Annotated in this window: 25 protein-coding genes; 15 read left to right on the top strand and 10 right to left on the bottom strand. The window is 70.5% G+C overall.

What is annotated here, in order from left to right:
* Nucleotides 1–2 precede the first annotated feature (2 nt).
* The 7 genes from K244_RS0102145 to K244_RS0102115 all read left to right on the top strand — a co-directional run bounded on the left by K244_RS0102145 (nucleotide 3) and on the right by K244_RS0102115 (nucleotide 6,768).
* Nucleotides 3–971, top strand: coding sequence for a sulfonate ABC transporter substrate-binding protein (locus K244_RS0102145; protein WP_020184596.1), 969 nt, complete (start codon nucleotides 3–5; stop codon nucleotides 969–971).
* Nucleotides 968–2,140 carry an FMNH2-dependent alkanesulfonate monooxygenase gene (gene ssuD / locus K244_RS0102140; RefSeq protein ID WP_020184595.1) on the top strand — a complete coding sequence of 391 codons (1,173 nt, stop codon included), beginning with the start codon at nucleotides 968–970 and terminating at the stop codon, nucleotides 2,138–2,140. The genes K244_RS0102145 and ssuD overlap by 4 nt, the downstream gene beginning before the upstream one ends.
* An 11-nt stretch (nucleotides 2,141–2,151) precedes the next feature.
* Nucleotides 2,152–3,567, top strand: coding sequence for an FAD/NAD(P)-binding protein (locus K244_RS0102135; protein WP_020184594.1), 1,416 nt, complete (start codon nucleotides 2,152–2,154; stop codon nucleotides 3,565–3,567).
* A gap of 181 nt (nucleotides 3,568–3,748) precedes the next feature.
* Nucleotides 3,749–4,723: an MBL fold metallo-hydrolase gene (locus tag K244_RS0102130; RefSeq protein WP_020184593.1), complete on the top strand. Its 975-nt coding sequence runs from the start codon at nucleotides 3,749–3,751 to the stop codon at nucleotides 4,721–4,723.
* A 70-nt stretch (nucleotides 4,724–4,793) separates the two neighbouring features.
* Nucleotides 4,794–5,603 (top strand): NAD kinase, encoded by an 810-nt coding sequence (locus K244_RS0102125; RefSeq protein WP_051459994.1) that lies wholly within the window; start codon nucleotides 4,794–4,796, stop codon nucleotides 5,601–5,603.
* A gap of 63 nt (nucleotides 5,604–5,666) precedes the next feature.
* Nucleotides 5,667–6,212 (top strand): response regulator, encoded by a 546-nt coding sequence (locus K244_RS0102120; RefSeq protein WP_020184591.1) that lies wholly within the window; start codon nucleotides 5,667–5,669, stop codon nucleotides 6,210–6,212.
* 10 nt (nucleotides 6,213–6,222) lie between these two features.
* On the top strand, nucleotides 6,223–6,768 hold the full coding sequence (locus tag K244_RS0102115) for an Hpt domain-containing protein (RefSeq protein WP_020184590.1): 546 nt from the start codon (nucleotides 6,223–6,225) through the stop codon (nucleotides 6,766–6,768).
* 167 nt (nucleotides 6,769–6,935) lie between these two features.
* Here K244_RS0102115 and K244_RS0102110 read toward each other — a convergent pair whose 3' ends face one another.
* Nucleotides 6,936–8,075, bottom strand: coding sequence for a DUF2336 domain-containing protein (locus K244_RS0102110; protein ID WP_020184589.1), 1,140 nt, complete (start codon nucleotides 8,073–8,075; stop codon nucleotides 6,936–6,938).
* A complete protein-coding gene (locus K244_RS21340) occupies nucleotides 8,072–9,166 on the bottom strand; it encodes a hypothetical protein (protein WP_020184588.1) in 1,095 nt (364 codons plus the stop codon). The genes K244_RS0102110 and K244_RS21340 overlap by 4 nt, the downstream gene beginning before the upstream one ends.
* 148 nt (nucleotides 9,167–9,314) lie before the next feature.
* Here K244_RS21340 and K244_RS21335 point away from each other — a divergent pair, with 148 nt between their 5' ends.
* The gene (locus K244_RS21335) at nucleotides 9,315–9,926 is read left to right on the top strand and encodes an aldolase/citrate lyase family protein (protein ID WP_245259803.1); all 612 of its coding nucleotides are present in this window, start codon (nucleotides 9,315–9,317) and stop codon (nucleotides 9,924–9,926) included.
* 10 nt (nucleotides 9,927–9,936) lie between these two features.
* On the opposite strand, the gene K244_RS0102095 is transcribed toward K244_RS21335, so the two are convergent.
* Nucleotides 9,937–10,542, bottom strand: coding sequence for a flavin reductase family protein (locus K244_RS0102095; protein ID WP_020184586.1), 606 nt, complete (start codon nucleotides 10,540–10,542; stop codon nucleotides 9,937–9,939).
* A 3-nt stretch (nucleotides 10,543–10,545) separates the two neighbouring features.
* Nucleotides 10,546–11,127, bottom strand: a complete 582-nt coding sequence (locus K244_RS0102090) for a nitroreductase (RefSeq protein WP_020184585.1) — start codon at nucleotides 11,125–11,127, stop codon at nucleotides 10,546–10,548.
* A gap of 122 nt (nucleotides 11,128–11,249) precedes the next feature.
* On the opposite strand from K244_RS0102090, the gene K244_RS0102085 reads away from it, so the two are divergent.
* Nucleotides 11,250–12,413: a hypothetical protein gene (locus tag K244_RS0102085; RefSeq protein ID WP_020184584.1), complete on the top strand. Its 1,164-nt coding sequence runs from the start codon at nucleotides 11,250–11,252 to the stop codon at nucleotides 12,411–12,413.
* Nucleotides 12,414–12,422: 9 nt separating this feature from the next.
* On the opposite strand, the gene K244_RS0102080 is transcribed toward K244_RS0102085, so the two are convergent.
* From K244_RS0102080 to folE, 3 genes are all read right to left on the bottom strand, one after another.
* Complete coding sequence (locus tag K244_RS0102080; RefSeq protein WP_036306012.1) at nucleotides 12,423–13,430, bottom strand: patatin-like phospholipase family protein; 1,008 nt, start codon at nucleotides 13,428–13,430, stop codon at nucleotides 12,423–12,425.
* 85 nt (nucleotides 13,431–13,515) lie between these two features.
* On the bottom strand, nucleotides 13,516–13,980 hold the full coding sequence (gene hisI, locus K244_RS0102075; RefSeq protein WP_020184582.1) for a phosphoribosyl-AMP cyclohydrolase: 465 nt from the start codon (nucleotides 13,978–13,980) through the stop codon (nucleotides 13,516–13,518).
* An 88-nt stretch (nucleotides 13,981–14,068) separates the two neighbouring features.
* On the bottom strand, nucleotides 14,069–14,719 hold the full coding sequence (folE, locus tag K244_RS0102070; protein ID WP_020184581.1) for a GTP cyclohydrolase I FolE: 651 nt from the start codon (nucleotides 14,717–14,719) through the stop codon (nucleotides 14,069–14,071).
* Nucleotides 14,720–14,922: 203 nt separating this feature from the next.
* On the opposite strand from folE, the gene K244_RS0102065 reads away from it, so the two are divergent.
* From K244_RS0102065 to thrS, 3 genes are all read left to right on the top strand, one after another.
* Complete coding sequence (locus K244_RS0102065) at nucleotides 14,923–15,360, top strand: iron-sulfur cluster assembly scaffold protein (RefSeq protein WP_020184580.1); 438 nt, start codon at nucleotides 14,923–14,925, stop codon at nucleotides 15,358–15,360.
* Between the two features lie 179 nt (nucleotides 15,361–15,539).
* Entirely contained in the window at nucleotides 15,540–15,830 is a 291-nt protein-coding gene (gene yidD, locus K244_RS24040) for a membrane protein insertion efficiency factor YidD (protein ID WP_036306010.1), read from the top strand.
* Nucleotides 15,831–15,899: 69 nt separating this feature from the next.
* The gene (gene thrS / locus K244_RS0102055) at nucleotides 15,900–17,912 is read left to right on the top strand and encodes a threonine--tRNA ligase (protein WP_020184578.1); all 2,013 of its coding nucleotides are present in this window, start codon (nucleotides 15,900–15,902) and stop codon (nucleotides 17,910–17,912) included.
* 188 nt (nucleotides 17,913–18,100) lie between these two features.
* On the opposite strand, the gene K244_RS0102050 is transcribed toward thrS, so the two are convergent.
* Both K244_RS0102050 and K244_RS0102045 read right to left on the bottom strand, forming a co-directional pair.
* Entirely contained in the window at nucleotides 18,101–18,532 is a 432-nt protein-coding gene (locus tag K244_RS0102050) for a CBS domain-containing protein (RefSeq protein ID WP_020184577.1), read from the bottom strand.
* Nucleotides 18,533–18,639: 107 nt separating this feature from the next.
* Entirely contained in the window at nucleotides 18,640–19,440 is an 801-nt protein-coding gene (locus K244_RS0102045) for a rhomboid family intramembrane serine protease (protein WP_020184576.1), read from the bottom strand.
* Nucleotides 19,441–19,611: 171 nt separating this feature from the next.
* Between K244_RS0102045 and K244_RS0102040 the strand changes: the two genes are divergently transcribed.
* The 3 genes from K244_RS0102040 to K244_RS0102030 all read left to right on the top strand — a co-directional run bounded on the left by K244_RS0102040 (nucleotide 19,612) and on the right by K244_RS0102030 (nucleotide 21,931).
* Nucleotides 19,612–20,229, top strand: coding sequence for a PAS domain-containing protein (locus K244_RS0102040; RefSeq protein ID WP_020184575.1), 618 nt, complete (start codon nucleotides 19,612–19,614; stop codon nucleotides 20,227–20,229).
* Nucleotides 20,230–20,337: 108 nt separating this feature from the next.
* Complete coding sequence (locus K244_RS0102035) at nucleotides 20,338–20,934, top strand: PilZ domain-containing protein (protein ID WP_020184574.1); 597 nt, start codon at nucleotides 20,338–20,340, stop codon at nucleotides 20,932–20,934.
* A 475-nt stretch (nucleotides 20,935–21,409) separates the two neighbouring features.
* A complete protein-coding gene (locus tag K244_RS0102030) occupies nucleotides 21,410–21,931 on the top strand; it encodes a transglutaminase-like cysteine peptidase (RefSeq protein ID WP_245259802.1) in 522 nt (173 codons plus the stop codon).
* Nucleotides 21,932–22,113: 182 nt separating this feature from the next.
* On the opposite strand, the gene nusB is transcribed toward K244_RS0102030, so the two are convergent.
* Nucleotides 22,114–22,575, bottom strand: coding sequence for a transcription antitermination factor NusB (nusB, locus tag K244_RS0102025; RefSeq protein ID WP_020184572.1), 462 nt, complete (start codon nucleotides 22,573–22,575; stop codon nucleotides 22,114–22,116).
* Nucleotide 22,576 lies beyond the last annotated feature (1 nt).

Genomic DNA, 22,576 nt, shown 5'->3' with positions numbered 1-22,576 from the left:
AAATGTCCTCCATCGGTCTTCGCGCGGGCAGAACGCTCGCGGCCGCCCTGCTCCTCGCCTCGCTCGGCGCGGCCACCGCCGCCGACGCCGCCGAGCGCACGCTGCGCATCGGGTTCCAGAAGTACGGCACCCTCATCCTGCTCAAGGGCAAGGGATCGCTCGAAGAGAAGCTGAAGCCGCTCGGCGTCACCGTGAAGTGGTCGGAGTTCCAGTTCGGCCCGCCGCTGCTCGAGGCGGTCAACGCGGGCGCGATCGACTTCGGCACCACAGGCGAAGCGCCGCCGATCTTCGCCCAGGCCGCCAGCACGAAGCTGACTTACGTCGCCTACGACCCGCCGTCGCCGAAGGCCGAGGCGGTCCTCGTGCCGAAGGGCAGCACCCTTCAGACGCTCGCGGATCTGAAGGGCAAGAACATCGCCGTCGCCAAGGGCTCGAACAGCCACTACCTGCTGGTCAAGGCGCTCGAGAAGGCCAGCGTGTCCTACGGCGACGTCAAGCTCTCCTTCCTCACCCCCGCCGACGCCCGTTCGGCGTTCGAGAGCGGCAAGGTCGACGCCTGGTCGGTGTGGGATCCCTTCTTCGCCGCGGCCGAAGTCGCCGGCGCGCGCGTGCTGACCACCGGCGAGGGAATCGTCGAGAACCACCAGTTCTTCCTGAGCTCGCGCGACTACGTGAAGGACAACGAGGACGTGCTCGCCGTCGTGCTGGCCGAGCTGCGCAAGGTCGAGGACTGGGTCGCCGAGGACCCGAAGGCGGCCGCCGAGGAGCTGTCGCCGCTGGTCGGCATTCCGGCGCCGCTGCTCACCACCGCGATCTCGCGCCTCGGCCTCGGCGTCGGCCCGCTCAAGCCGGAGGTGATCGCCGCCCAGCAGCGCATCGCCGACGCCTTCCTCGAACTGAAGCTTCTTCCCAAACCGATCGTGGTTCAGGACGCGGTCGTGACCATCAAGACAGCGGAGGCCGCGCAGTGACCGGACACGCCGCAGACACCGCCAACGTCCTCTGGTTCCTGCCGACCCACGGCGACGGCCGCTACCTCGGCACCTCGAAGGGCGGCCGCCACGTCGACCTTGGCTACTTGCGCCAGGTGGCGCAGGCGGCCGACCAGCTCGGCTACTACGGCGTGCTGCTGCCGACCGGCCGCTCCTGCGAGGATTCGTGGGTGGTGGCCTCGGCGCTCGCGCCGCTGACGGAGAAGCTGCGCTTCCTCGTCGCCGTGCGTCCCGGCCTGCAGTCGCCGACGCTGGCGGCCCGCATGACGGCGACGCTCGACCGGATCTCGGACGGCCGCCTGCTGATCAACGTCGTGACGGGCGGCGACCCCGCGGAAAACGCTGGCGACGGCATCTTCCTGAACCACGACGAACGCTACGCGGTGACCCGCGAGTTCCTCGACGTCTACCGCCGGCTGCTCGCCGGCGAGACGGTTCACTACAAGGGCGAGCACATCCGGATCGAGGACGGGCGGCTGCTGTTCCCGTCCCATCAGGCGGGCGGTCCCCCGCTCTACTTCGGCGGATCGTCGGCGGCGGCGAACGAGGTCGCGGCCAACACCATCGACAAGTATCTGACCTGGGGCGAGCCCCCGGCGAACGTCGCCGAGAAGATCGCCGGCGTGCGCACGCTGGCGGAGGCCGCCGGCCGGAAGGTGACCTACGGCATCCGCCTGCACGTGATCGTGCGGGAGACCAACGCGGAGGCCTGGGCGGCCGCCGACAAGCTGATCAGCCACCTCGACGACGAGACGATCGCGGCCGCGCAGAAGGTCTATGCGCGCATGGATTCGGTGGGCCAGCAGCGCATGGCGGCGCTCCACGGCGGACGCCGCGACAAGCTGGAGGTCAGCCCCAACCTGTGGGCGGGCGTCGGCCTCGTCCGCGGCGGCGCGGGCACCGCGTTGGTGGGCGATCCGGAGACGGTCGCGGCGCGGATGAAGGAGTACATGGCGCTCGGCATCGACACCTTCATCCTGTCGGGCTATCCGCACCTTGAGGAGTCCTACCGCTTCGCCGAGCTCGTGCTGCCGCTGCTCCCGACGGCCACCAAGGGGCGCGAGGCGGCGACCACGGTCAACATGGGCCCGTTCGGCGAAACCATCGCGAACGATTCCCGCCCACGGTTGCGCGTCTCGCAGTCCTGAGGACCTCAACGATGAGCCGTCCCGGTTCCGGCGTCCCCTCGGTCGTCATCCTCGGCGGCGGCTTTTCCGGCGCGGTCGTCGCGCACCAGCTCGCCCGCCGCGGGCCGGGCGAGCTGCGCATCACGGTGGTCGAGCCGCGCGAGCGGCTGGGCTCCGGCCTCGCCTACTCCACGGCCGAGCCCGCCCACCGCATCAACGTGCCCTCCTCCCGGATGACCTTCGTGCCGTCCGACCCCTGCCATTTCGACCGCTGGCTGCGGCGGGACGGCGTGCTGGACGAGGACGTCGCGGCCGAGCTCGCGGACGGCCGGGCGTTCCCGGCCCGCGCCGTGTTCGGCCGCTACGTGTCCGAGACGCTCGAGCCCTACCTGCTCTCCGGCGCGATCGAACACGTCGTCGCGCGAGCGACCGGCCTCGCCCGCGATGGCGACCGCTGGCGCGTGGCGCTTGGCGACGGCGGCGCGCTTACGGCGGACGCCGTGGTGCTCGCGACCACCCACCCCCGCCCCGACGCGCCGCCCGCGCTCGCGCCTCTCGTCGGCGACCCGCGCGTGATCGTCGACGCGCAACGCGGCGACGCGCTGAACGAGGTCGATCTCGACGCGCGGGTGCTGATCGTCGGCACGGGGCTCACCATGGCCGACATCGTCGCAGCGCTGGACCGGCGCGGACACCGCGGCCCGATCGTCGCGACGTCCCGCCGCGGGCTTCTCTCGCGCGGCCATCCCAATGGCCCCGCCGGCGAGTTCGGCGCCTTCGCGGACCCGCCGGAGCGCCGGGCCTCCACGCTCGTCCGCCGCATCCGTCGAGCGATCGACGCCGCCGCAGCCGAGGGCCGGCCGTGGCAGCATGTGCTCGACGCCGTGCGCAACCAAGCGCCCGCGATCTGGGCGAACCTGCCGCTCGGCGAACGTCGGCGGATCGTACGCCGCCTGCGCCCGTTCTGGGACGTCCACCGCTTCCGCGTCGCGCCGCAGGTCGAGGCCGCGGTGGCGCGGCGACGGGCGGACGGTTCGCTCGTCGTGATCCGGGGCGAGACCCTCGCCGCCGAGGCCGGGGGGAGCGAGCTCTTCGTGACGCTGCGGCCCGCGGGGGGCGCGGCGGAGCGCAGGTCGTTCGACGTCGTGGCGCTCGCCACAGGACCGGCGCACCGTTCGCTGATCGAGACCGATCCGCTGGTCTCGGCGCTCTACGACACGGGGCTTGTGGCGCCCGATCAGGTCGGTCTTGGTCTCTGGACCGACGACCGCAGCCGGGCGCTCGGTCCCGACGGCGTCCCCACGCCCGGTCTGTTGATCGCCGGCCCCCTCGCGCGCGGCGCCCTCGGCGAGCTGATGGGGCTGCCTGAAGTCGCGCGCCATGGCGAGGCGGTCGCGAAGGAAGCGCTCCTCGAGTTGCTCTGGGAGGACGAGCGCGAGGTCGCCTGAGGCCGCCGCGCTTTCGCCTCCCCGTCACGCAAGAGTGACGCTTCCAAGCGATTGCCCGAAGCTTGCCGCTGGCCTAAGCCCATGGTCCCCGCGAGGGACGAGGGCGCCGCCGGCGGACGGCGCGCCCCGTCTCCCGCGCCGTTTCGAGCGACCGCCTTAGCCTCCGCAGGAGACGCGAGAGATGACCGCCTTGACCCGTCGCACCATCCTCGCAGGCGCCGCGGTCGCGGCGGCGGCCGTGAGCCCCACGGGCGAAGGCGCCCGGGCCGCAGCCCCCGCCGCCGGCCGCCAGTCGCCCGGCGTCTACCGCTACCGCATCGGCGATTTCGAGATCACCGCGCTCACCGACGGCGTCGCCCGGCGCCCGCTCGACGAGAACTTCGTCAAGAACGCCTCCGTCGAAGACGTCCGCGCCGCGCTGCACGACGCCTTCCTGAACACCGAGCGCGTGCCGATCAGCTTCACCTCGGTCGTCGTCAACACCGGCGGCAAGCTCATCCTGATCGACGCCGGCACCGGCGGCCAGATGGCGCCGACCGCCGGCCAGCTGCAGGAGAACATGGCCGCGGCCGGGATCGATCCGAAAGCGATCGACACCGTCGTGATCTCGCACTTCCACGCCGACCACATCTCGGGGCTTCGGCTGAAGGACGGCGCGCTCGCCTTCCCCAACGCCGAGATCGTGGCGCCGGAGGCAGAGTGGGCGTTCTGGATGGACGACGGCCGCATGAGCCAGGCGCCGGACGCGATGAAGCCCACCTTCAAGCTGGTCCGGAAGATCTTCGAACCCATCGCCAAGGACGTCCGTCGCTTCCAGCCCGACGACGAGCCCGCCCACGGCCTGACGGCGATCCCGGCGCCGGGCCACACGCCCGGCCACACCGCGTTCCGCGTCTCCTCGGGGTCCGAGCAGCTCATCATCTGGTCCGACACGACCAACCACCCCGCGCTCTTCATGCGCAATCCCGGCTGGCACGCGGTGTTCGACATGGACCCGCGGCAGGCCGAAGCGACGCGGCGGCGCATGCTCGACATGGCCACCACGGACCGCCTGATGGTGGCGGGCTATCACTTCCCCTTCCCCGCGGTCGGCCACATCGCCCGCCGGGACAAGGAGTTCATGTTCATGCCGACGATGTGGAACCCGGCGATCTGACCCGAACCTCCGCTCGGTCGCGCCCATGGACGCCCGCGGCCCGGCCCGTGTACATCTCGACCGCCCGCAGATGGCGCGCGGGCGGTCGCCCCGACGACGCGGCAGGAACGGACGCACCTTGGACCGGATAGCCTTCGTCGCGAGCGGCGCGGACGATGCGCGCGAAGCCCGCGCAAAGCTGAGCGAGCGCTACGGCGGCGTCCCGCTCGACCAGGCCGACGTGGTCGTCGCGCTCGGCGGCGACGGCATGATGCTGCTCACGCTGCACGACGTCATGGGCCGCGTGGTGCCGATCTATGGCATGAACCGCGGCTCGGTCGGCTTCCTGATGAACGACTACCGCGAGGACGACTTGCCCGAGCGCATCGCGGCCGCCGAGCGCACCGTTATCCATCCGCTCACCATGCGGGCGCGCGACGTTCAGGGCGGCGTTCACGTCTCGAAGGCTATCAACGAAGTGGCGCTCTGGCGGCAGACCTACCAAGCGGCCAAGTTCCGGATCGACGTCGACGGCAAGACGCGCTTGCCCGAACTGATCTGCGACGGCGTTCTGGTGGCGACGCCGGCGGGCTCCACCGCCTACAACCTCTCGGCTCACGGCCCTCTTTTGCCGCTCGCGAGCCCGCTTCTGGCGCTCACCCCGATCTCGCCGTTCCGCCCGCGCCGGTGGCGCGGCGCGCTGCTGCCGGACCGCGCGGCCGTCGCGATCGACGTGCTCGAGCCCGAGAAGCGCCCGGTGGCCGCGGTCGCCGACAACACCGAGTTCCGCGACGTGCGCCGCGTCGAGATCGCGCTCGACCGCAAGACCAGCCTGGTGATGCTCCACGACCCCGGCCACGGGCTGGAAGAACGCATCCTCGCGGAGCAGTTCGGCTGGTGACGCCGCGTTAAGGGCGTCGGCCTTACCCTCGCAGGCGTTTCCGAACCCCGAGCGTCCCGCGCGATGATCCGCGTCGATTTCACGAAGCTGCGCATCCTGGTGGTGGACGACAACGCGCACATGCGCCGCATCGTCCGCACGCTGCTGCACGGCTTCGGCGCACGCGAGGTCTACGAGGCGGAGGACGGGGCCTCGGGCCTCGAAATGTTCACGACCCACCTGCCGGACATCATCATCGTCGACTGGGCGATGCCGATCTTCGACGGCGTCGAGCTGACTCACATGATCCGCAAGCCGGACAGCGCCATCAATCCTTATGTGCCGATCATCATGCTGACCGGACATTCGGAGAAGAGCCGCGTCATCCGCGCCCGCGACGCGGGCGTGACCGAGTTCCTCTGCAAACCAATCTCCGCGAAGGCGCTGCATCAGCGGCTTCTGAACTGCGTGCTCAATCCCCGGCCGTTCATCAAGACGCGCGACTACTTCGGTCCCGATCGGCGGCGGAGCATGAGCCCGAACTACAACGGCCCCGAGCGGCGGACGCACAACGATCACGTCGTGGAGGACTCCGCTCCCAACCGCCTGCGCGAAAGCGTGGTGTCATGAAGGCGCTCCCATGCCCGAAGCATCGCATCTGGACGGCCTCCGGCTCAGCCCCGAGGTCGCTGCGGAATCCTTCAAGGACCACATGGTGCTGCGTCCCCCGAACAAGCTGAAAGAGCGCGCCACCCGGCAGGCGCCCATCCGCGACAATTCCGAGGCTCAGGCGGTGATGCGGGCGGAGCTTGCGCTCGAGCGCCTGTCGCCGGAGTTCGACGGCTGGATGCGCGCCGAGATCGAGACGCTGGAGGCGTGCCGCGCCGCCATCGCGCTCGGCCGCGACGAGCCCACCATCGCCGCGCTGTTCCGCTCGGCCCACGACCTGCGCGGCCAGTCGGCGACCTTCGGCTATCCGCTTGCGGGCGAGATCGCTGACGGGCTCTGCGACCTGATCGAGTATGCGACGCCGGACACGCTCCCCCGCCAGGCGCTGATCGACCGGCACGTGGAGGCGATCCGGGCGATGGTGCGCGAGAACGTCCGGGAGCGCAGCCATCCCGTCGGGAAGGAGCTGGCAAACCGTCTCGCCGAGCTGCGGTCCGAGGCCGCCAAGAAGGGCTGAGGCCGTTCGAGAACCAAGACCCGGCTGATCGAGCGACCCGCCTGCTTCGAGACGCCGCCTTTGGGCCGCTCCTCGAGCCATGAGGCAAGCGTGAGTCGCGTCGGATAGACCATCGTTCTCATGCCGAGGAGCCCGTCCCTTGACGGGCGTCTCGAAGCCGCGCGCCGTCAGGCGGCCGCGGCGCTCGGCATGGGGGCGTCGAAGAGGCGCCGCGCCTCGACGCGCGCCGCCTCCGCCGCAAAGCGCCGCAGCATCGCGCGCAGCGGTTCGATCGAGCGGTCGTAAGGGGGGCAGCCGGCGAGCGCCCGCTCGACGATCCGGCGCGACAGCTCCGCGCTCTTGTCGCCGCCGGCGGATTCGAACTCGCGCGTCGCGGCCAGCGCGGCGCGGAACACGGGCAGCGCGGACAGCGGCAGGCCGCTGTCGCGGTACACCGCCTCGAAGCCGCGGCCTGAGAAGTCCCGGACGAACCCGGAGACCCGCGCCGGCGACTGGCCGGACAGAGCCGACAGCGCCGCCTCAAACAGCGTAACGTCGCCGCCGAGCAGCGCGCGCAGGGCGAGGCTCGGCGAAAACTCCCCGCGCGCCGCAAGCCGGGCGACGAAGGCGCGACGGTCCGCCTCGCCGGCCGCGATCGCGAGCGCTCCGCGGTCGCACGCCTCGTCCGCCGCGCGGCGGGCCCGGTCCGGAGCAAGCCAGCCGCAGCCGGAGACGAAGCCCTGCAGCGCGGAGGCGACCGCGCGCATCAGGATCAGCCGCAACTCGGCACCCAGGTCGTCGCGCGCGAACAGGGCGTCGCGCACCGCGCCGTTGGCGCCGTGCCGGGTCGCGATCCGGGCCGCGGAGGAGCGCATGAGCCGCGCGCCGGGATTTGCGATCAAAGCGACGCAGGCTTCGGGGTCGCCCACCTCGGCGATCGCGGCGCACAGCGGCGCCGACAGCGGGCGGCGGCGGGCGATCGCCGCCTGCACGCGGCCTCCGCCCTGGGCCACCAGATCGACCAGCTCGACATCTCTCAGCAGCGGGGAACGCTCCAGCACGGGCGTCGCGACGTCGGGCGCGTCGTTCGCCAGCGACAGCACGACGGCGTGCGGCGCGTCGGGCGAGCCCGCGAGCACGTCGGCGAGCGCGGCGCGCACCGCGAGGCTGCGGTCGTCGAGCGCGTAGACCAGGGACTGCTCGACGTCGGCGCGAATGTGAGGTTCAAGATCGCCGTGGAGGTAGGAGCGCGCGAGCGCGGCCACCGCGTCCGCCCGCAGATCGGCCGGCGCGTCCTGCGCCCATTCGACGAACCGCTCGACGATCATTTGCGTGCGCTCCGGGCGGCGCGGCCGACGGGCGTGGAATCGACCGCCGTGCGGAAGCTGGCGAGATCGAGCGGAGCCGCCGAGGCGGCGAGCGCCGCCCGCACCGCCCGACGGCGCGACTTCGTGGCGGCCTGGGCGGCGACGACGTCCGCCGGCCGGACGTCAGTCGTCACGGCGGCGGATGCGGTCGTCGCAGCGGTCGGCGCGGGAGCCGCGTAAGCGCGCGCGACCGACTGCTGGGTCGTCGCGGACGGCGCGGCCGTCCGGCTTCCGGCGTCGGAGGCGAGGCCCGCCGCCCCGAGCGACGACCATGTCTGGGACACATAGGCCGCGACCGGCGAGCGCCGGCCCGTCTGGAACAGCGAATGGAACGCCTTGCCGTCGTTCTCCGCGCGGAACGGGCCGTAGTCGGTCGGGTCGGCCGTCTGCTGCAAAGCGAGCGCCGCCGTGGCGGTCGCGGGCGCTGCGGCGGTCGTGGCGACGGCGCTTCCGCCGGTCGTCAGGCGGGCGTAGACCTCCGAGGCCGTGCGCTCCCGTCCGCGGTCGTAGAAGATCGCCCGGTTGCTGCCCGCCTGCAGGGGAAAGGCGTCGGCCGCGGAGGCGTTCGGGGTCGCGGTCGCGAGCTTCACCAGATCGACCGCCCCGCGCGCGCCGAGGAAATGCGCGACGTAGAGCTCGCCTTCGGTCGGCGCGCGGCCGAGCTCGGACGTCAGCGTCTGGGCGTTGCGGCGGGTGAAGGCGCCGGCGAGCAAAGCCGCGGCGTTCGGATCGTCGCGCAGCGCCAGCAGTTCGGCCTTGCGGGTGGGATCCGCCACGACATAGCGGCCCGACGCGCTCTTCGACACGTCGGCGGCCTCGGCGGCGAGGCCGAGGCTCGGCCCGTCCTCCTTCAGGACCTGAAGCCAGGTCTGGTCGATGAACTGGAACAGCCCGCGGGCCGACGAGGTCGGCGCCTTGGCGGAGGGATTGAGCGAGGACTCGCGTTGCGCCGTCCGGAGCAGATAATCAAAACCCGCCCCCGTCGCGTCGGCGGCGCCTTTCAGCGCGGCCTTCACCCGGCCGGCAGCCTCGGACGGAGACAACAGCTCCATGTCGTTCGTACGCCCCCTCGACGCAACCGGCGCCCTGTCCGAGCGTCTTGGCGAAGATCGCGCCGATATGGTTAATCCCGCCTTAACGGCCCCGTACGAGGCCAAGAGCCCGAGGCCGTCCGGGGCCGCGGGAGGACCTCGTTTGGCCGTGATAGCGACCTTCCCGACACGGGATGCCGACGGCGTTCTGGCGGGCGCAGCGACGTCGGCAGAGACTCGCGTCGAAACGCTGCTGGTCCCTGTCTCGCTGGTCGCCGGCGAGATCGCCTTCGCGGACGTCGAGCGCTGCGTCGCCGCAGGAGCCCAGGCGGCGCTGCTTAGCGGCGTCCGCACGGGAGCCGACCTCGGCCATCTCGCAGCGCTGCTGGCGGTCGCCGAGGCGCGCATGGGCCGTGCGGACGGCGCGACGCGGGTCGTGGCGGAGGTCACGACGGCGCACGGCTTGCTGGAGCTTCGCAGCCTCGTCGGCGCCACGCCGCGGCTGGCCGGGCTCGCCTGGGACGCCGACGCGCTGCGGGCCGATCTCGGCGCGGCCGTCCTGCGCAACGCCGAGGGAAGGCTTCTCCCGCCGCTCGCCCAAGCCCGCAGCCTCGTTCTGATCGCAGCGGCCGCCGCCGGCGTCCCCGCGATCGATACGTCGTCGTCCGAGGACGGCGACGCCTTTCGTCAGGAGTGCCGCGAAGCGCTGCGGGACGGCTTCACGGCCAAGCTCGTGACGACTACGGAGCAGCTTCGGATCGTGCGGGAGATCGCGGGCTGACGGCTCGGCCTCACCCCTTCGGCCGCTCCATCGCGAAGGTCTCGAACACCGAGGCGTAGTCGAGGTAGCCGCAGCGGGCCAAGGCTCCGGCCTTGGCGAGATCGAACAGCCCCTCCGTGAGGAACGCCTCTTCGATGTGAACGCCGACCACCTGCCCGATCACCATGAAACGGTTGGTCGCGGCGCCGTCGACGCCCTTGAGCTCCGTCACGCTGAGCGCCTTGCATTCGAGCGCAGCGGGGCTCGCCTTCACCCGCGGCGCGCGGACCAGCCGCGACGGAGCGGCCTCCAGACCCGCCAGCTCGAACTCGTTCACCTCGGGCCCGACCAGCGCCGAGCTGAGGTTCATCGCCTCGCGCAGCGCATGGCTCGCGAAGTTGCACACGAACTCGCCGGTCGCCTCCACGTTGGCCACCGAGTGCTTCCGCCCGCCGGATGAGAACATCACCATTGGCGGGCTGTCGCAGACGCCGTTGAAGAAGCTGTAGGGCGCGAGGTTCGGGACGCCGGCAGCGTCCACGGTCGAGATCCAGCCGATCGGCCGCGGCGCGACGATGGCCTTGAACGGATCGTGCGGCAGGCCGTGGCCCTTCGAGGGCTCATAGAAATGGGTCATCGCTCAGGCCGACCAGCGCGTGACGATCTCGGCCAGATCGGGCCGCGGACGGTCGGGGAGCCGCTCCTTCGGCGTGCCGAGGTGCAGGAAGCCGGCGACCTTCTCGGCGGGCGTCAGGCCGATCGCCGCGCAAGCCTCCGCGTCGTAGGCGGCCCAGCCGCTCAGCCACTGCGCGCCGTAGCCGAGCGCGTTGGCGGCGATCGTCAGATTCATGCAGACGGCGCCGGCGGACAGCACCTGCTCCCATTCCGGAATCTTCACGTGGGGGGCCGCCGTGCTGACCACCGCCACCACGACCGCCGAGGCCGAGAAATTGTTCTCCTGCGCGGCGATGCGCGCGGGGGACAGCTCCGGCTGTTGCGCCTTGAGCAGGGCTGCGAGCTTCAGGTCGAGCGCCTTGCGCGCCTCGCCCTCGATCACGATGAAGCGCCAAGGCGCGAGCTTGCCGTGGTCCGGCACGCGGGCGGCGACGGTCAGGATGCGCTCGAGCTCCGCGGCCGAAGGGCCGGGCTCGGCGAGCGCGTTGGCGGGCACGGAGCGGCGCGCGCTCAGGAGATCGAGGGCGTCGGGGGCGGGTCCAGTCATGGGATCGCTGTCTCCTTTGGACTATGGCGCGGCCATCGCACGCCGGGCCCCGCCGCGCAACGCATGGCGCGCAGCAGGGGAGCGGACTTGCAATGGCGGGCCGGCGATGGCATCGCCATGGGATGGGTGATCGTCGCTCCTCCGCCTGCACCGTCGTCGCGCGTCTCGTGCTGGCGCTCGGCCTCGCGGGAGCAGTCGCGCCGGCCCTCGCTGAGGATGGCAAGGCCGCGGCCGGCGGCGATCGCGGGCCAGCCGAGCGCGGCAAGGGCGGATTCAGCTACGGCGGCGAGATCACGGGGCGCATGAACCTCCTCGCGCCCCCGAAACTCGGCGAGATCGGCCCTCCCCCCATGCCCTCGCCGCCGCCCGGCTTCGGCGGGCCGGACATCGGCTCCCGCGGCCTGCCGGAGCACGACGTTCTCAAGGGCCTGAAACTTCCGCATCTCACCCCGGCGCCGCGGCCGGGCGCGCAGCCGACGCCCGTCACGCCCACGCTGGAGGACGCGCCAACGCCGGCAATCGCAGCGCCGATCGTCAAGCAGCCGCTGCACCTTGCGGCGACCTTCGGCGACAAGGGCGCGAAGGTCCCGAACGGGGTGAAGTGGCGGGTGTTCACCGACCAGCCCGACATGAACGGCGAGCATCTGCTGGTGGCCGAATCCAGCGACGCCGCCCCGCGGTTCGATCTCGATCCCGGCGGCTACGTGGTGCACGCGGTCTACGGCCTCGTCAGCACGGCGCGCTACGTCTCCGTCGCGCCCGACCATCCCACCGACACGACCATGTCGCTGCCCGCTGGCGCGATCCGGCTCGCGGCCTTCGTCGGCGACGCGCGCGTGCCGCCCGACCGGGTCGGCTTCACGCTCACCCGCAACGACGCCGGCGTCACCCGAACGGTCGCGGAGAACGTCCGTCCGGGCGCGCTGCTGCGCGTGCCCGCAGGCCAATACCACGTGGTCTCCGCCTATGGCGACGCCAACGCCATCGTCGAGGTCGACCTCGACGTGGCCGCAGGCAAGCTCGTCGAGGCGCAGGTGCACCACAAAGCCGCGCGGATGACGCTGCGGCTGGTCCGCGCCGCGGGCGGGGCCGAGGTGAAGAACACGTCTTGGACGGTGCTGACCCCCGGGGGCGACGTCATCCGCGAGTCAATCGGCCAGTTGCCGCCGATCGTGCTGTCGGAGGGCGACTACACCGCGATCGCCCGGCACGACGGCAAGATGTTCCAGCAGAACTTCTCGGTGCGCGCAGGGTTCGACGCGACGGTCGAACTCACGCTGAACTGACGTCTCCGCTCAGGCGAAGGCGCGCAGCGCGTCGCGGATGGCGTCAAGCGAGCGTTCCGCGGCTTCGGCGCCGAGCCGGATCGCTTCTTCCGCGCGGTGGAATTCGAACAGGCCGATGCCGCTCAGCCGCGGGCCGATCATCACGTCGGGCGGGTCGCCCGCGAGCCGCGACCGCGAGATGCGATCCTGTGTGATGTTGTAGGCCTGAACCATCACCCGCGCGATGCCGGGAGCGCCCGGCGTGCGGTCCGCGGCCGGCGGCGGCGTCCCTTCCTTCGAACGGTTGCGGCGCAGACGCAGACGCCGGCGCGCCCGCGTCACCCCGGCCGCCACGGCGTCGTCGCCCTCGGTCGCCTCATAGGTCTGGATCACGGCCCCGTGGGGCGAGATCTCCGACTGCAGCCCGACCGCGACCACGACCCGCCCCCCGAGCGCGCGGGCGGCGGAGACAGGAACGGGGTTCACCAGCGCGCCGTCCATCAGCCAGCGCCCCCCGACCCGCACGGGCTCGAACACGCCGGGCAACGCGTAGGACGCCCGCAGCGCCAGCGCGAGGTCGCCGCGGCCGAGCCAGACCTCGTGGCCAGTGCCGTACTCGGTCGAGATCGCCACGAAGCGGGCGGCGAGGTCTTCGATCCGGGTTTCGCCGAGCTGGGATTCGAGCTGCGCGCGGAGCTTGCCGCCGCCGATGAGGCCGGCGCCGGCGAGGCTGACGTCCAGCACGCCGAACATCCGCCGCCGCGTGAGCGAGCGGGCCCAGGCCTCGAGATCGTCCAGCCGGCCCGCGGCCCAGCACCCGCCGACGACGGCGCCGATGGACGTGCCGGCGATGATGTCCGGCCGGATGCCGGCGGCCTCCAGCGTGCGCAGAACGCCGATGTGCGACCAGCCGCGCGCCGCGCCGCCGCCGAGAGCGAGCGCCAGCAACGGCGGACGCGGAGAGTCCGGCTCGCGCGCGTCGGCGTGCTCCGTCGCGGCGATCGACGGGTGGCGGCGGAAGGGAAGATTGGGAAACACCAGGCCGGGCACTCCGTCGCGAACGGCCGGACGCCGCCGGCGGGCGCTCCATAGGACATCCGTGCGACGGCTTCGCGTCGCCCGGTCAGCCCGTCTTGTACGTCTCCGCCGGGTCGAACAGGCGTGCGTCGTCCACGGGCGTCAAAGCCGCCCCGAGCGCGTCGGGGCCCGTCGGCGCCGCCCGGTAGAAGCACGATTTGCGGCCGGTGTGGCAGGCCGCGCCGGTCCCGGCGACGCGGACGCGGAGCCAGAGCGCGTCCTGGTCGCAGTCGACCCTGAGTTCGACGATCGCCATCTCGTGGCCCGAGGTCTCGCCCTTGCGCCACAACGCCCCGCGCGACCGTGACCAGAAATGCGCGACGCCGGTCTCAATCGTCGCCTTGAGCGCCTCGGCGTTCATGTAGGCGAACATCAGCACGCCGCCGGCGTCCGCGTCCGTCACGATCGCGGCGATCAGCCCGTCGCGGTCGAACTTCGGCGCGAACCCGAGACCTTCCTCGACCTCGTGATGTGAGCCGCGGGCGGCGAAAGCAGCGGGTGCGTCGGTCACGGGTGAAGATCCAAACGCCGCTCCGGGCGACGAGGGCCCGGGCGGAACGACGAGGCTGCAGGAAAGAGCCGCCGGCGGGCGGCCGTCGTCAGCGCGGCGTGTGAGCGGCGCGCACCAGCGTGATGAAGCGCACCTGCTCCGCCGGATCGTCGCGGAACACGCCGGTGAACTGCGTGGTCACCGTGGACACGCCCTGCTTCTGGATCCCGCGCATCGCCATGCACATGTGCTCGCCCTCGATCATCACGGCGACGCCGCGGGGCTTCAGGTGCTCGTCGATCGCCTCGGTGATCTGCGCGGTGAGCGCTTCCTGGGTCTGAAGGCGACGGGCGTAGGTGTCGATCACCCGCGCGATCTTCGACAGGCCGACGACCCCGTTCGACGGGTAATAGGCGACATGCGCCTTGCCGTAGAACGGCACCATGTGGTGCTCGCAGTGCGAGAAATACGGGATGTCGCGCAGCACGACCATGTCGTCGTAGCCCTGCACGTCCTCGAACACGCGCTCGAGACTGTCGGCCGCCTTCTCGGCGTAGCCGCCGAACAGTTCGGCGTAAGCCTTCACCACGCGCTTCGGGGTGTCGATGAGGCCCTCGCGCGCCGGATCGTCGCCCGCCCAGGCGATGAGCGTGCGCACCGCAGCCTCGGCCTCCTCCCGCGTCGGCTTGCGGGTGGTCTGGTGGCCTTTGGGGGCGGGGATCGGAACGCGGGCAAACGGGTGCTGAACGACAGCGTCCATGAGCTTCCTCTTGCCGGGGCCACACGACGGCCCCGCTACGCAGCGCGGAGATGCGTAGACCATAGCACGACGAAACGACAGCTTCCTGCCTCTTTCGCCGGCTCGCATGGCGAGCGTCTCCCTCGATCGCTATATAGTCGATCGGCGCGCGGGGACAATCGAGCCAATCCGCGCATCCTGGTCGACGTAAGGGCTGGTCAGCCATGTTGGACGACATCTACAACCGCCGCATCCTCGAACTCGCGGCTGAAATCCCGCGCATCGGCCGCCTGCCCGCGCCCGACGCGACCGCAACCGCGCACTCGAAGCTCTGCGGCTCCACCGTGACCATCGACCTCGCCTACGACGGCGAGCGCGTCACCGACTTCGCCCACGAGGTGCGCGCCTGCGCGCTCGGCCAGGCCTCGTCCTCGATCATGGCGCGCACCGTCGTCGGCCGCACCGCCGAGGAGCTCCGCGCGGTGCGCGAAGCCATGCGCCGGATGCTGAAGGAAGGCGCTCCGGCGCCCGAGGGCGTCTGGGAGGACCTCAAGGTTCTTGAGCCCGTCCGCGAGTACAAGGCCCGGCACGCCTCGACGCTGCTGACCTTCGACGCCGTGGTGGACGCGCTGGACCAGATCGAGTCGAAGCGGGCGGCGTGAGCGGGCATGGCGTCATCCCGGACGGCCAAAGGCCGAGCCGGGATCGTCATTTCGCCGGGACGCCGCACTCTAGCGCGCCTGGCGCCAACGACGATCCAGGCTCTTCGCTTCGCTCCGGCCGGGATGACGCCCGTGTCCCCGGCCTCTCCCTTCGCTCCCCCCTCGCCTCCGCGCTCCGCCTGCCGATCCTCGCCTATCGCTACTCGCTGTCCCTGCTGATCGGCCGGCAGTGCCGCTACCTGCCGACCTGCTCGGAGTTCGCCGACGAGGCCTTCGCGCGGCACGGCGCCTGGGCGGGCGGCTGGATGGCGGCGGGGCGCATCTGCCGCTGCCACCCTTGGGGCGGCGACGGCTTCGATCCCGTGCCGCGCGCGTTGCCTTCGGACGCGGCGTGGTCTAGGCCGTGGCGCTACGCGCGCCGGGCGGAGATCCGCTGCGAGCACGCGCCCGACGCCGGCGACGCTGCCTGACCGCGGCGCGCGGGCGACCTTCCCAACACGCTTACCTGCACTCGTAGGCAGAACTGAGCGGAGACCGACATGCCTCTCGTCACCTTCCCCGACGGCGCCCAGAAGTCCTATGACGCCGGCGTCACCGGCGCCGACATCGCCGGCCAGATCTCGAAGTCGCTGCTGAAGCGCACCGTCGCCATGGCTCTCGACGGCGTGGTCGTGGACCTCGCCGACCCGATCGAGCGCGACGCGAAGATCGAGTTCCTGAGCCGCGAGGACCCGCGCGCGCTCGAGCTCATCCGCCACGATTGCGCGCACGTGCTGGCCGAAGCGGTGCAGACGCTGTGGCCGCAGACCCAGGTGACGATCGGACCGGTGATCGAGAACGGCTTCTACTACGACTTCGCCCGAGCCGAGCCGTTCTCCACCGAGGACCTCTCGGCGATCGAAGCCGAGATGCGCAAGATCATCGCGCGCGACCGGCCGTTCACGAAGGAGATCTGGTCGCGCGACCAGGCGAAGGATTTCTTCCGGGAGAAGGGCGAGGCGTTCAAGGTCGAGCTGGTCGACGCGATCCCCGAGGACCAGTCGCTCAAGATGTACGCCCAGGGCGAGTGGAAGGACCTTTGCCGCGGGCCGCACATGACCTCCACGGGCAAGGTTGGCGACGCCTTCAAGCTGATGAAGGTGGCGGGCGCCTATTGGCGCGGCGACTCGAACAACCCGATGCTCCAGCGCATCTACGGCACGGCCTTCCCCGACCGGGCGGCGCTCGACGCCTACCTCCACATGCTGGAGGAGGCGGAGAAGCGCGACCACCGGCGCCTGGGCCGCGAGATGGACCTTTTCCACTTCCAGGAAGAAGGCCCAGGCACGGTGTTCTGGCACCCCAAGGGCTGGACGCTGTTCCAGGCGCTGATCGACTACTCCCGCCGCCAGCAGAAGGCGAAGGGCTTCGTCGAGGTCAACACGCCCCAGATCCTCGACCACTCGCTCTGGCAGACCTCCGGCCATTGGGACTGGTACCGGGAGAACATGTTCGTCACGCAGACCGAAGACGACCGCGTCTTCGCGATCAAGCCGATGAACTGCCCCGGCCATGTGCAGATCTTCAAGCACGGACTGAGGAGCTACCGCGAACTGCCGATCCGCATGGGCGAATTCGGCATGGTCCATCGCTACGAGCCGTCCGGCGCGCTGCATGGCATGATGCGGGTCCGCGCCTTCACGCAAGACGACAGCCACACGTTCTGCACCGACGAGCAGTTCATGGCCGAGACGCTCATGCTCAACGAGCTGATCCTCGACATGTACGCCGACTTCGGCTTCGACAGGATCGTGCTGAAGCTCTCGACGCGGCCCGAAAAGCGGGTCGGCTCCGACGCGCTCTGGGACCGCGCGGAGCAGGTGATGAGCGACGCGCTGGAGACGATCTCGCAGCGTTACGGCGACCGCGTGACGACTGCGATTAACCCTGGCGAGGGCGCGTTTTACGGGCCGAAGTTCGAGTACGTCCTGCGCGACGCCATCGGCCGCGACTGGCAGTGCGGCACCATCCAAGTCGACTTCAACCTGCCGGAGCGGTTCGGCGCGTTCTTCATCGGCGCGGACGGCGAGAAGCACCACCCCGTCATGATCCACCGCGCGATCTTCGGCTCGCTGGAGCGTTTCACCGGGATCCTGATCGAGCACTACGCCGGGCACTTCCCGCTCTGGCTGGCGCCGACGCAGGCGGTGGTCGCGACCATCACCTCCGAGGCGGATCCCTACGCGGCCGAGGTCGCGGCGGAGCTGCGCCGGGCGGGGCTGCGGGTCGAGCTCGACCTGCGCAACGAGAAGATCAACTACAAGGTCCGCGAGCACTCCCTGACCAAGACGCCGGCGCTCGTCGTCGTCGGCAAGAAGGAGGCGGAGACCCGGTCGGTCTCGATCCGTCGCCTCGGCAGCCAGGGCCAGACGGGCATGTCGCTCAGCGAGGCCGTCGCGTTGCTCGCCGAGGAGGCGACGCCTCCGGACCTGAAGCGCGCCGGCATGGCGGACGCGTCCGCGCCCGCGATCGGCAAGCTGTCGGACGCGGCCGGACAGTTGCTCGACCTCTGACGAGACGGAGGAGGCGGCGGCGACCCGTCGATCGCGAGCGGCGCCGACGCCCGCCTCCGCCCTCCGCCTCGGCGACAGCCGGCTCGGCGCGCTCTACGCCGGGCGTTTGCGCAGCCTGCCGGCGGAGACGCGGCGGCGGTCGCGCCCGATCGAGCGCGACCGCCGATAATCCTGGATCGCTCGAACCCTCAGGCGGTCGCGATGTAGTCGCGCATCGCCGACGCCTCGGCCTCGGCCGTCGCCATGCGGTGCTTCACCACGTCGCCGATCGAGACGATGCCGACAAGTCGCTTGCCCTCCACGACAGGCACGTGGCGAAACTTCCCCTCGGTCATGCGGTCCATGATCTCCTCGATCGACTCGTCCGCCGTGGCTGTGAAGACCTTGCGGGTCATGTGCATGGACACCGGGTCGGACAGGACGTCCGCCCCGCGCGCCGCAAGCGACCGGACCACGTCGCGCTCGGAGATGATGCCGGAGATGCCTCCGTCGGCGCCGGCGATCACCACCGTGCCGATGCGCTTCTCGGCCAACAGGGCGACGATTTCGCCCATCGTGCGGTGCGGCGAGGCGGTGAAGACCTCAGGCCCTTTGAACGCCAGAATGCGTGCGACCGTCATGCGAGCCTCCTTTTATGTTTGAGGCCAAGCAGATGCGGCCTCGTTCGCGAGGGGCCGGCGGGAGGCTCGTCGGTCCTTGGGTCGAGGCCGTCCCGCGGCCTGCTCCCTCAATCATGGGGGGCGGGAGGACGCCGAGGCAATGCTACGGAGGCATCAGCCCGGTCACGGAACCGTGCGACTTTCGGATCAAACAGCGGAAACAGGACGAGTCCCCCGAGAAATCCGCCGATGTGCGCCTCCCAGGCGATCGACGCGGTTTCTCCGCTGATCGCCATTCCGCCGAGGCCGAAGGCGATGTTGGTTCCGAACCAGGCCAGAAGGAAGATCAGCACCTGAGGGTTGCGTAGCGCCGTCGCGAGAGGGACCGCGGGCGCCGAGAACGCCAGCCGTCCGCGCCGGCGGAACGCGCCGAGCGGGCCGCCGGCCTCGAACATGAAACGCATCGCCGCCGCCATCTGGCCCGAGATCGCCGCGGACGCGCCAATCACCGGCTGCGGCTCGTCGAGATGAAGCGCTAGGTGAGCCGCGGCTCCTCCGACCGCGCAAAGCGCCGAGAAGCTCAGGAACCGCATTGATCCGAACCGCCAGGCGACGGCGCTCCCGAAGGCCAGCATGGCGACGCTGTTGACCAGGAGGTGCGTCCAGTCGCCGTGCAGGAAGGCGTAGGTGAGGAACGTCCAGAGCTTGGCGCCCTCCCCGCCGAGCATGTCCGGGAGATAGGGCGACGCCGGGTCGTAGCGGGCCGGGATGAACGCGAAGCGCAGGAGAACGGCGATGTCCGCGTCTTCGGAGAGAAAGACGCGCCAGAGATGGATCGCCGCGAACAGCGCGATGGTCGCGATCACGACGGCGGGGGCGTTGAACGCCCGCTCCCGGCGATCGGCCGGACGGCTTTGATGCTCTCTCACGCCACTGTCCCCGCTACCGCCATTGCTCGTTCGATCGGCCGACACGACGCGACAAGGCGCGCGAGGCTGGCACGCCGCCTGCTGCGCTAGGGGCGAAGCGCCCTCGTCGGCCGGAAAGCGTCCCGCGACGACACATGGGCGCCCCAAAACGAAACGGAAGGTCCGCCCTCTATGAAGGCCGCCGCCACCCGCGAGCTCTTTGCTTACTGGAACCGCCTGCGCGGCGCACGCGCGGCGCCGGAGCGCGCCGACGTCGATCCCGGCCAGATCCGCGGCATCCTCGGCGACACGTTCATCCTGGAAGCGTCCGAAGAGGCGCAGTTCCCGTTTCGACTTGCGGGGTCGCGCCTCTGCGACATCGCAGGCCACGAGATGAAAGGCGAACGCTTCCTGGAGCTCTGGTCGGCCGCCGACCGGGCGACGGTGCTCGGCGCGCTGTCCACGATCTCCGACGACGCCGCCGTCGCGGTGCTCGGCGTAACGGGCGGGACCGAACTCGGCCGCAAGGTCGACCTCGAGCTCGTTCTCCTGCCCCTTCGCCATCGCGGCCGCACCCATGCGCGCATCCTTGGCGCGCTCGCGCCGGTCGAAACGCCCTATTGGCTCGGCGCCTGCCCGGTGACGAGGTTCGAACTCGCCTCGCTGCGGATGATCTGGCCGAGCGGCCGGCGGCGCGCCATCGGCGAGGCCTCGGCGGCGCAACCGGCGTCCCTCACGCCGCCGCCCCACGCCCTCGCCGGCGCGGCCCGCCGCATCGGGCGCTTTCTGGTCTTCGACGGGGGCCGATGAGCCGTGTTCGAGGCGGCGAGGTTACGGGGCGTTAACACCGTTCGTTTAGGTTTGAGACACGCGGCGCGCAATCCGACGCGTTCCACGGTCTCGGGGACGGACGCCTTGATGTTCGCGATGAAAAAGCCGCTCTCGGACGAGCAACGTCGCCATCAGCGGGTCAAGGTCGCGCTTCTCGGACGTTACATGCTGACGTCGCGCCGAGAGTATCCCTGCCAGACCCTCGACATGTCTCCCGGCGGCGTTGCGTTGATCGCGCCCGTGCCGGCGCAGCCCGGCGAGCGCGTGATCGTCTATCTCGACCACATCGGTCGGGTGGAGGGCGTGATGGTGCGCCCGATCGCGAACGGCTTCGCCATGACCGTGACCGCGACCATCCGCAAACGCGATAAGCTCGCCGCGCAGCTAACCTGGCTCGCGAACCGCAACATCCTCGGCCTTCCAGAAGACCGGCGCCACGAGCGCGTGATCCCGCGCAACCCGCGCGCGGTGCTTCAGACCGAGGACGGCGCCTTGCACGATTGCCGCATCATCGACGTGTCGCTCTCCGGCGCCGCGATCCAGATCGGGCTCGATCTCCCGATCGGCACGCCGGTGATGCTCGGCCGGACCTCGGCCCGCGTCGTCCGCTACCTCGAGAACGGACTGGCCGTCGAATTCAGTCGTCCGCAGAACCTCGAGACGCTGGCGGAACAGTTCGGCTGACCTCGCCGACCAACGCCTGAAGACGAAGCCGCCCTTCGAGGCGGCTTTTTTGTGTCGTCTCGCCGCCGCGCCCGCGTCTGCCCGCGCCGATGACGCGCAGCCTCTTCGCCGCATGGTGAAGACTTTGTAAATCACCCCCCTCGAAAAGCCGGCGCCGTTAAGGTTTGGATGACCAAGACGTTCGTTCATTCTCTAAAGGCGACCGTAGTTGGTAAACGAAACACCCACCGCATCTCTGAACAATTCGTATTAAACTTCTTTCTGAATTCCAAATCATCTCGCTAAAACTCCACGTCTTGATTTAGACGGACTGCAAAAGGAATGTGAGACGTTGCTTCCCGGGACAGGACGGGAGACGACAGTGTTTACTGAGATCAAGAAGAAGACGGTTTATATCTTGTTTGGACTTGTTGCCACCGGATTCACCATGGGTCCGGTCGAAGCGCAGACCGTCAAGGTCGCGGCGGCGAGCCCGATGCAGGTGATCGGCGGCGCCAAGGCGCCGATGGGCTGGACGCAGTTTTGCGCCGACAAGCCGGTCGAATGCGACGTCAAGCCGATGCGCGCGGCGAAGGCTAAGCTGACGGCGACGAAGCTCGCCGAACTCGACAAGCTCAACCGCAAGGTCAACGCTCAGGTGTCTCCGGTCACCGATCAGGAGCTCTACGGCCTCGAGGAGTTCTGGACCTACCCGACGGACAACAAGGGCGACTGCGAAGACTACGTCCTGCTGAAGCGCAAGCTGCTGATCGAGGCCGGCTGGCCCCGGCAGGCGCTGCTGATCACCGTGGTGCGCGACCTGAAGGGCGACGGCCACGCTGTGCTGACCGTCTCGACCGACCGCGGCGACTACGCCCTCGACAACCAAGCGGACGACGTCAAGCCGTGGTTCGAGACCGGCTACACCTTCGTGAAGCGCCAGTCCCAGACCGATCCCAACCAGTGGGTCCTGCTCGGCGACGGCGTGAACCCGGTCGGCGTCGCCGCGGCTCCGTAAGATCCCGAGATCCAGAGATCCGCGCGGCCGGCCGCCTGTCCCCATCCCTCCCGTCCAGGCCGGACGCGCGTCAGAGGCCGGTTCTCCGAAAGGAGAGCCGGCCTCTTCCTTTTCAGGCCCGTCATGTTCTGAGCAGGAAACAGCCGGCGCGCGAGACCCGTGCGCCGCCTCGACCCCCGACGTCAGCCCTTCGCCAGATCCTCGGCGCGGACGTTGCGGGCGATGGCGTCGAGAACGGCGTTGACCATGCCGGCCTCGTCGCGGTCGAAGAAGGCGTGGGCGATGTCGACGTACTCGCTGATCACCACCTTCACCGGGACGTCCTTGCGCTTGCCGAGCTCGAAAGCGCCTGAGCGCAGGATCGCCCGCATGATCGCTTCGACGCGCTTCAGCGGCCAGCCGGCCTGCAGGGTCTGGTCGATCAGCGGGTCGAGCGTGCGCTGCTGCTTCAGCACGCCGCCGACGAGGTCGCGGAAGAACGCGGCCTCGGCGGGCTTGTACTCGTCGCCGTCGACCACCTTGCCCATCCAGTGGGATTCGAACTCGGCCAGCGTGTCCGGCAGCGACGTGCCGGCGATGTCCATCTGATAGAGCGCCTGCACGGCTGCGAGCCGCGCCGCGGAGCGCTGTTCGCCCTTGGCCATG

The sequence above is a fragment of the Methylopila sp. 73B genome (assembly GCF_000526315.1).
GTDB lineage: Bacteria > Pseudomonadota > Alphaproteobacteria > Rhizobiales > Methylopilaceae > Methylopila.
Note: the sequence above shows the minus strand (reverse complement) of the source record. Positions and strands in the feature narration are given on the sequence as shown.

What these genes read in the sequence shown, in the direction of transcription:
- K244_RS0102145 (WP_020184596.1), top strand. Translation starts at nt 3, where the DNA reads ATGTCCTCCATCGGTCTTCGCGCGGGCAGAACGCTCGCGGCCGCCCTG.
- K244_RS0102135 (WP_020184594.1), top strand. Translation starts at nt 2,152, where the DNA reads ATGAGCCGTCCCGGTTCCGGCGTCCCCTCGGTCGTCATCCTCGGCGGC.
- K244_RS0102130 (WP_020184593.1), top strand. Translation starts at nt 3,749, where the DNA reads ATGACCGCCTTGACCCGTCGCACCATCCTCGCAGGCGCCGCGGTCGCG.
- K244_RS0102125 (WP_051459994.1), top strand. Translation starts at nt 4,794, where the DNA reads ATGGCGCGCGGGCGGTCGCCCCGACGACGCGGCAGGAACGGACGCACC.
- K244_RS0102120 (WP_020184591.1), top strand. Translation starts at nt 5,667, where the DNA reads ATGATCCGCGTCGATTTCACGAAGCTGCGCATCCTGGTGGTGGACGAC.
- K244_RS0102115 (WP_020184590.1), top strand. Translation starts at nt 6,223, where the DNA reads ATGCCCGAAGCATCGCATCTGGACGGCCTCCGGCTCAGCCCCGAGGTC.
- K244_RS0102110 (WP_020184589.1), bottom strand. Translation starts at nt 8,075, where the DNA reads ATGATCGTCGAGCGGTTCGTCGAATGGGCGCAGGACGCGCCGGCCGAT.
- K244_RS21340 (WP_020184588.1), bottom strand. Translation starts at nt 9,166, where the DNA reads ATGGAGCTGTTGTCTCCGTCCGAGGCTGCCGGCCGGGTGAAGGCCGCG.
- K244_RS0102095 (WP_020184586.1), bottom strand. Translation starts at nt 10,542, where the DNA reads ATGACCCATTTCTATGAGCCCTCGAAGGGCCACGGCCTGCCGCACGAT.
- K244_RS0102090 (WP_020184585.1), bottom strand. Translation starts at nt 11,127, where the DNA reads ATGACTGGACCCGCCCCCGACGCCCTCGATCTCCTGAGCGCGCGCCGC.
- K244_RS0102085 (WP_020184584.1), top strand. Translation starts at nt 11,250, where the DNA reads ATGGGTGATCGTCGCTCCTCCGCCTGCACCGTCGTCGCGCGTCTCGTG.
- folE (WP_020184581.1), bottom strand. Translation starts at nt 14,719, where the DNA reads ATGGACGCTGTCGTTCAGCACCCGTTTGCCCGCGTTCCGATCCCCGCC.
- K244_RS0102065 (WP_020184580.1), top strand. Translation starts at nt 14,923, where the DNA reads ATGTTGGACGACATCTACAACCGCCGCATCCTCGAACTCGCGGCTGAA.
- thrS (WP_020184578.1), top strand. Translation starts at nt 15,900, where the DNA reads ATGCCTCTCGTCACCTTCCCCGACGGCGCCCAGAAGTCCTATGACGCC.
- K244_RS0102050 (WP_020184577.1), bottom strand. Translation starts at nt 18,532, where the DNA reads ATGACGGTCGCACGCATTCTGGCGTTCAAAGGGCCTGAGGTCTTCACC.
- K244_RS0102040 (WP_020184575.1), top strand. Translation starts at nt 19,612, where the DNA reads ATGAAGGCCGCCGCCACCCGCGAGCTCTTTGCTTACTGGAACCGCCTG.
- K244_RS0102035 (WP_020184574.1), top strand. Translation starts at nt 20,338, where the DNA reads ATGTTCGCGATGAAAAAGCCGCTCTCGGACGAGCAACGTCGCCATCAG.
- K244_RS0102030 (WP_245259802.1), top strand. Translation starts at nt 21,410, where the DNA reads ATGCAGGTGATCGGCGGCGCCAAGGCGCCGATGGGCTGGACGCAGTTT.
- nusB (WP_020184572.1), bottom strand. Translation starts at nt 22,575, where the DNA reads ATGGCCAAGGGCGAACAGCGCTCCGCGGCGCGGCTCGCAGCCGTGCAG.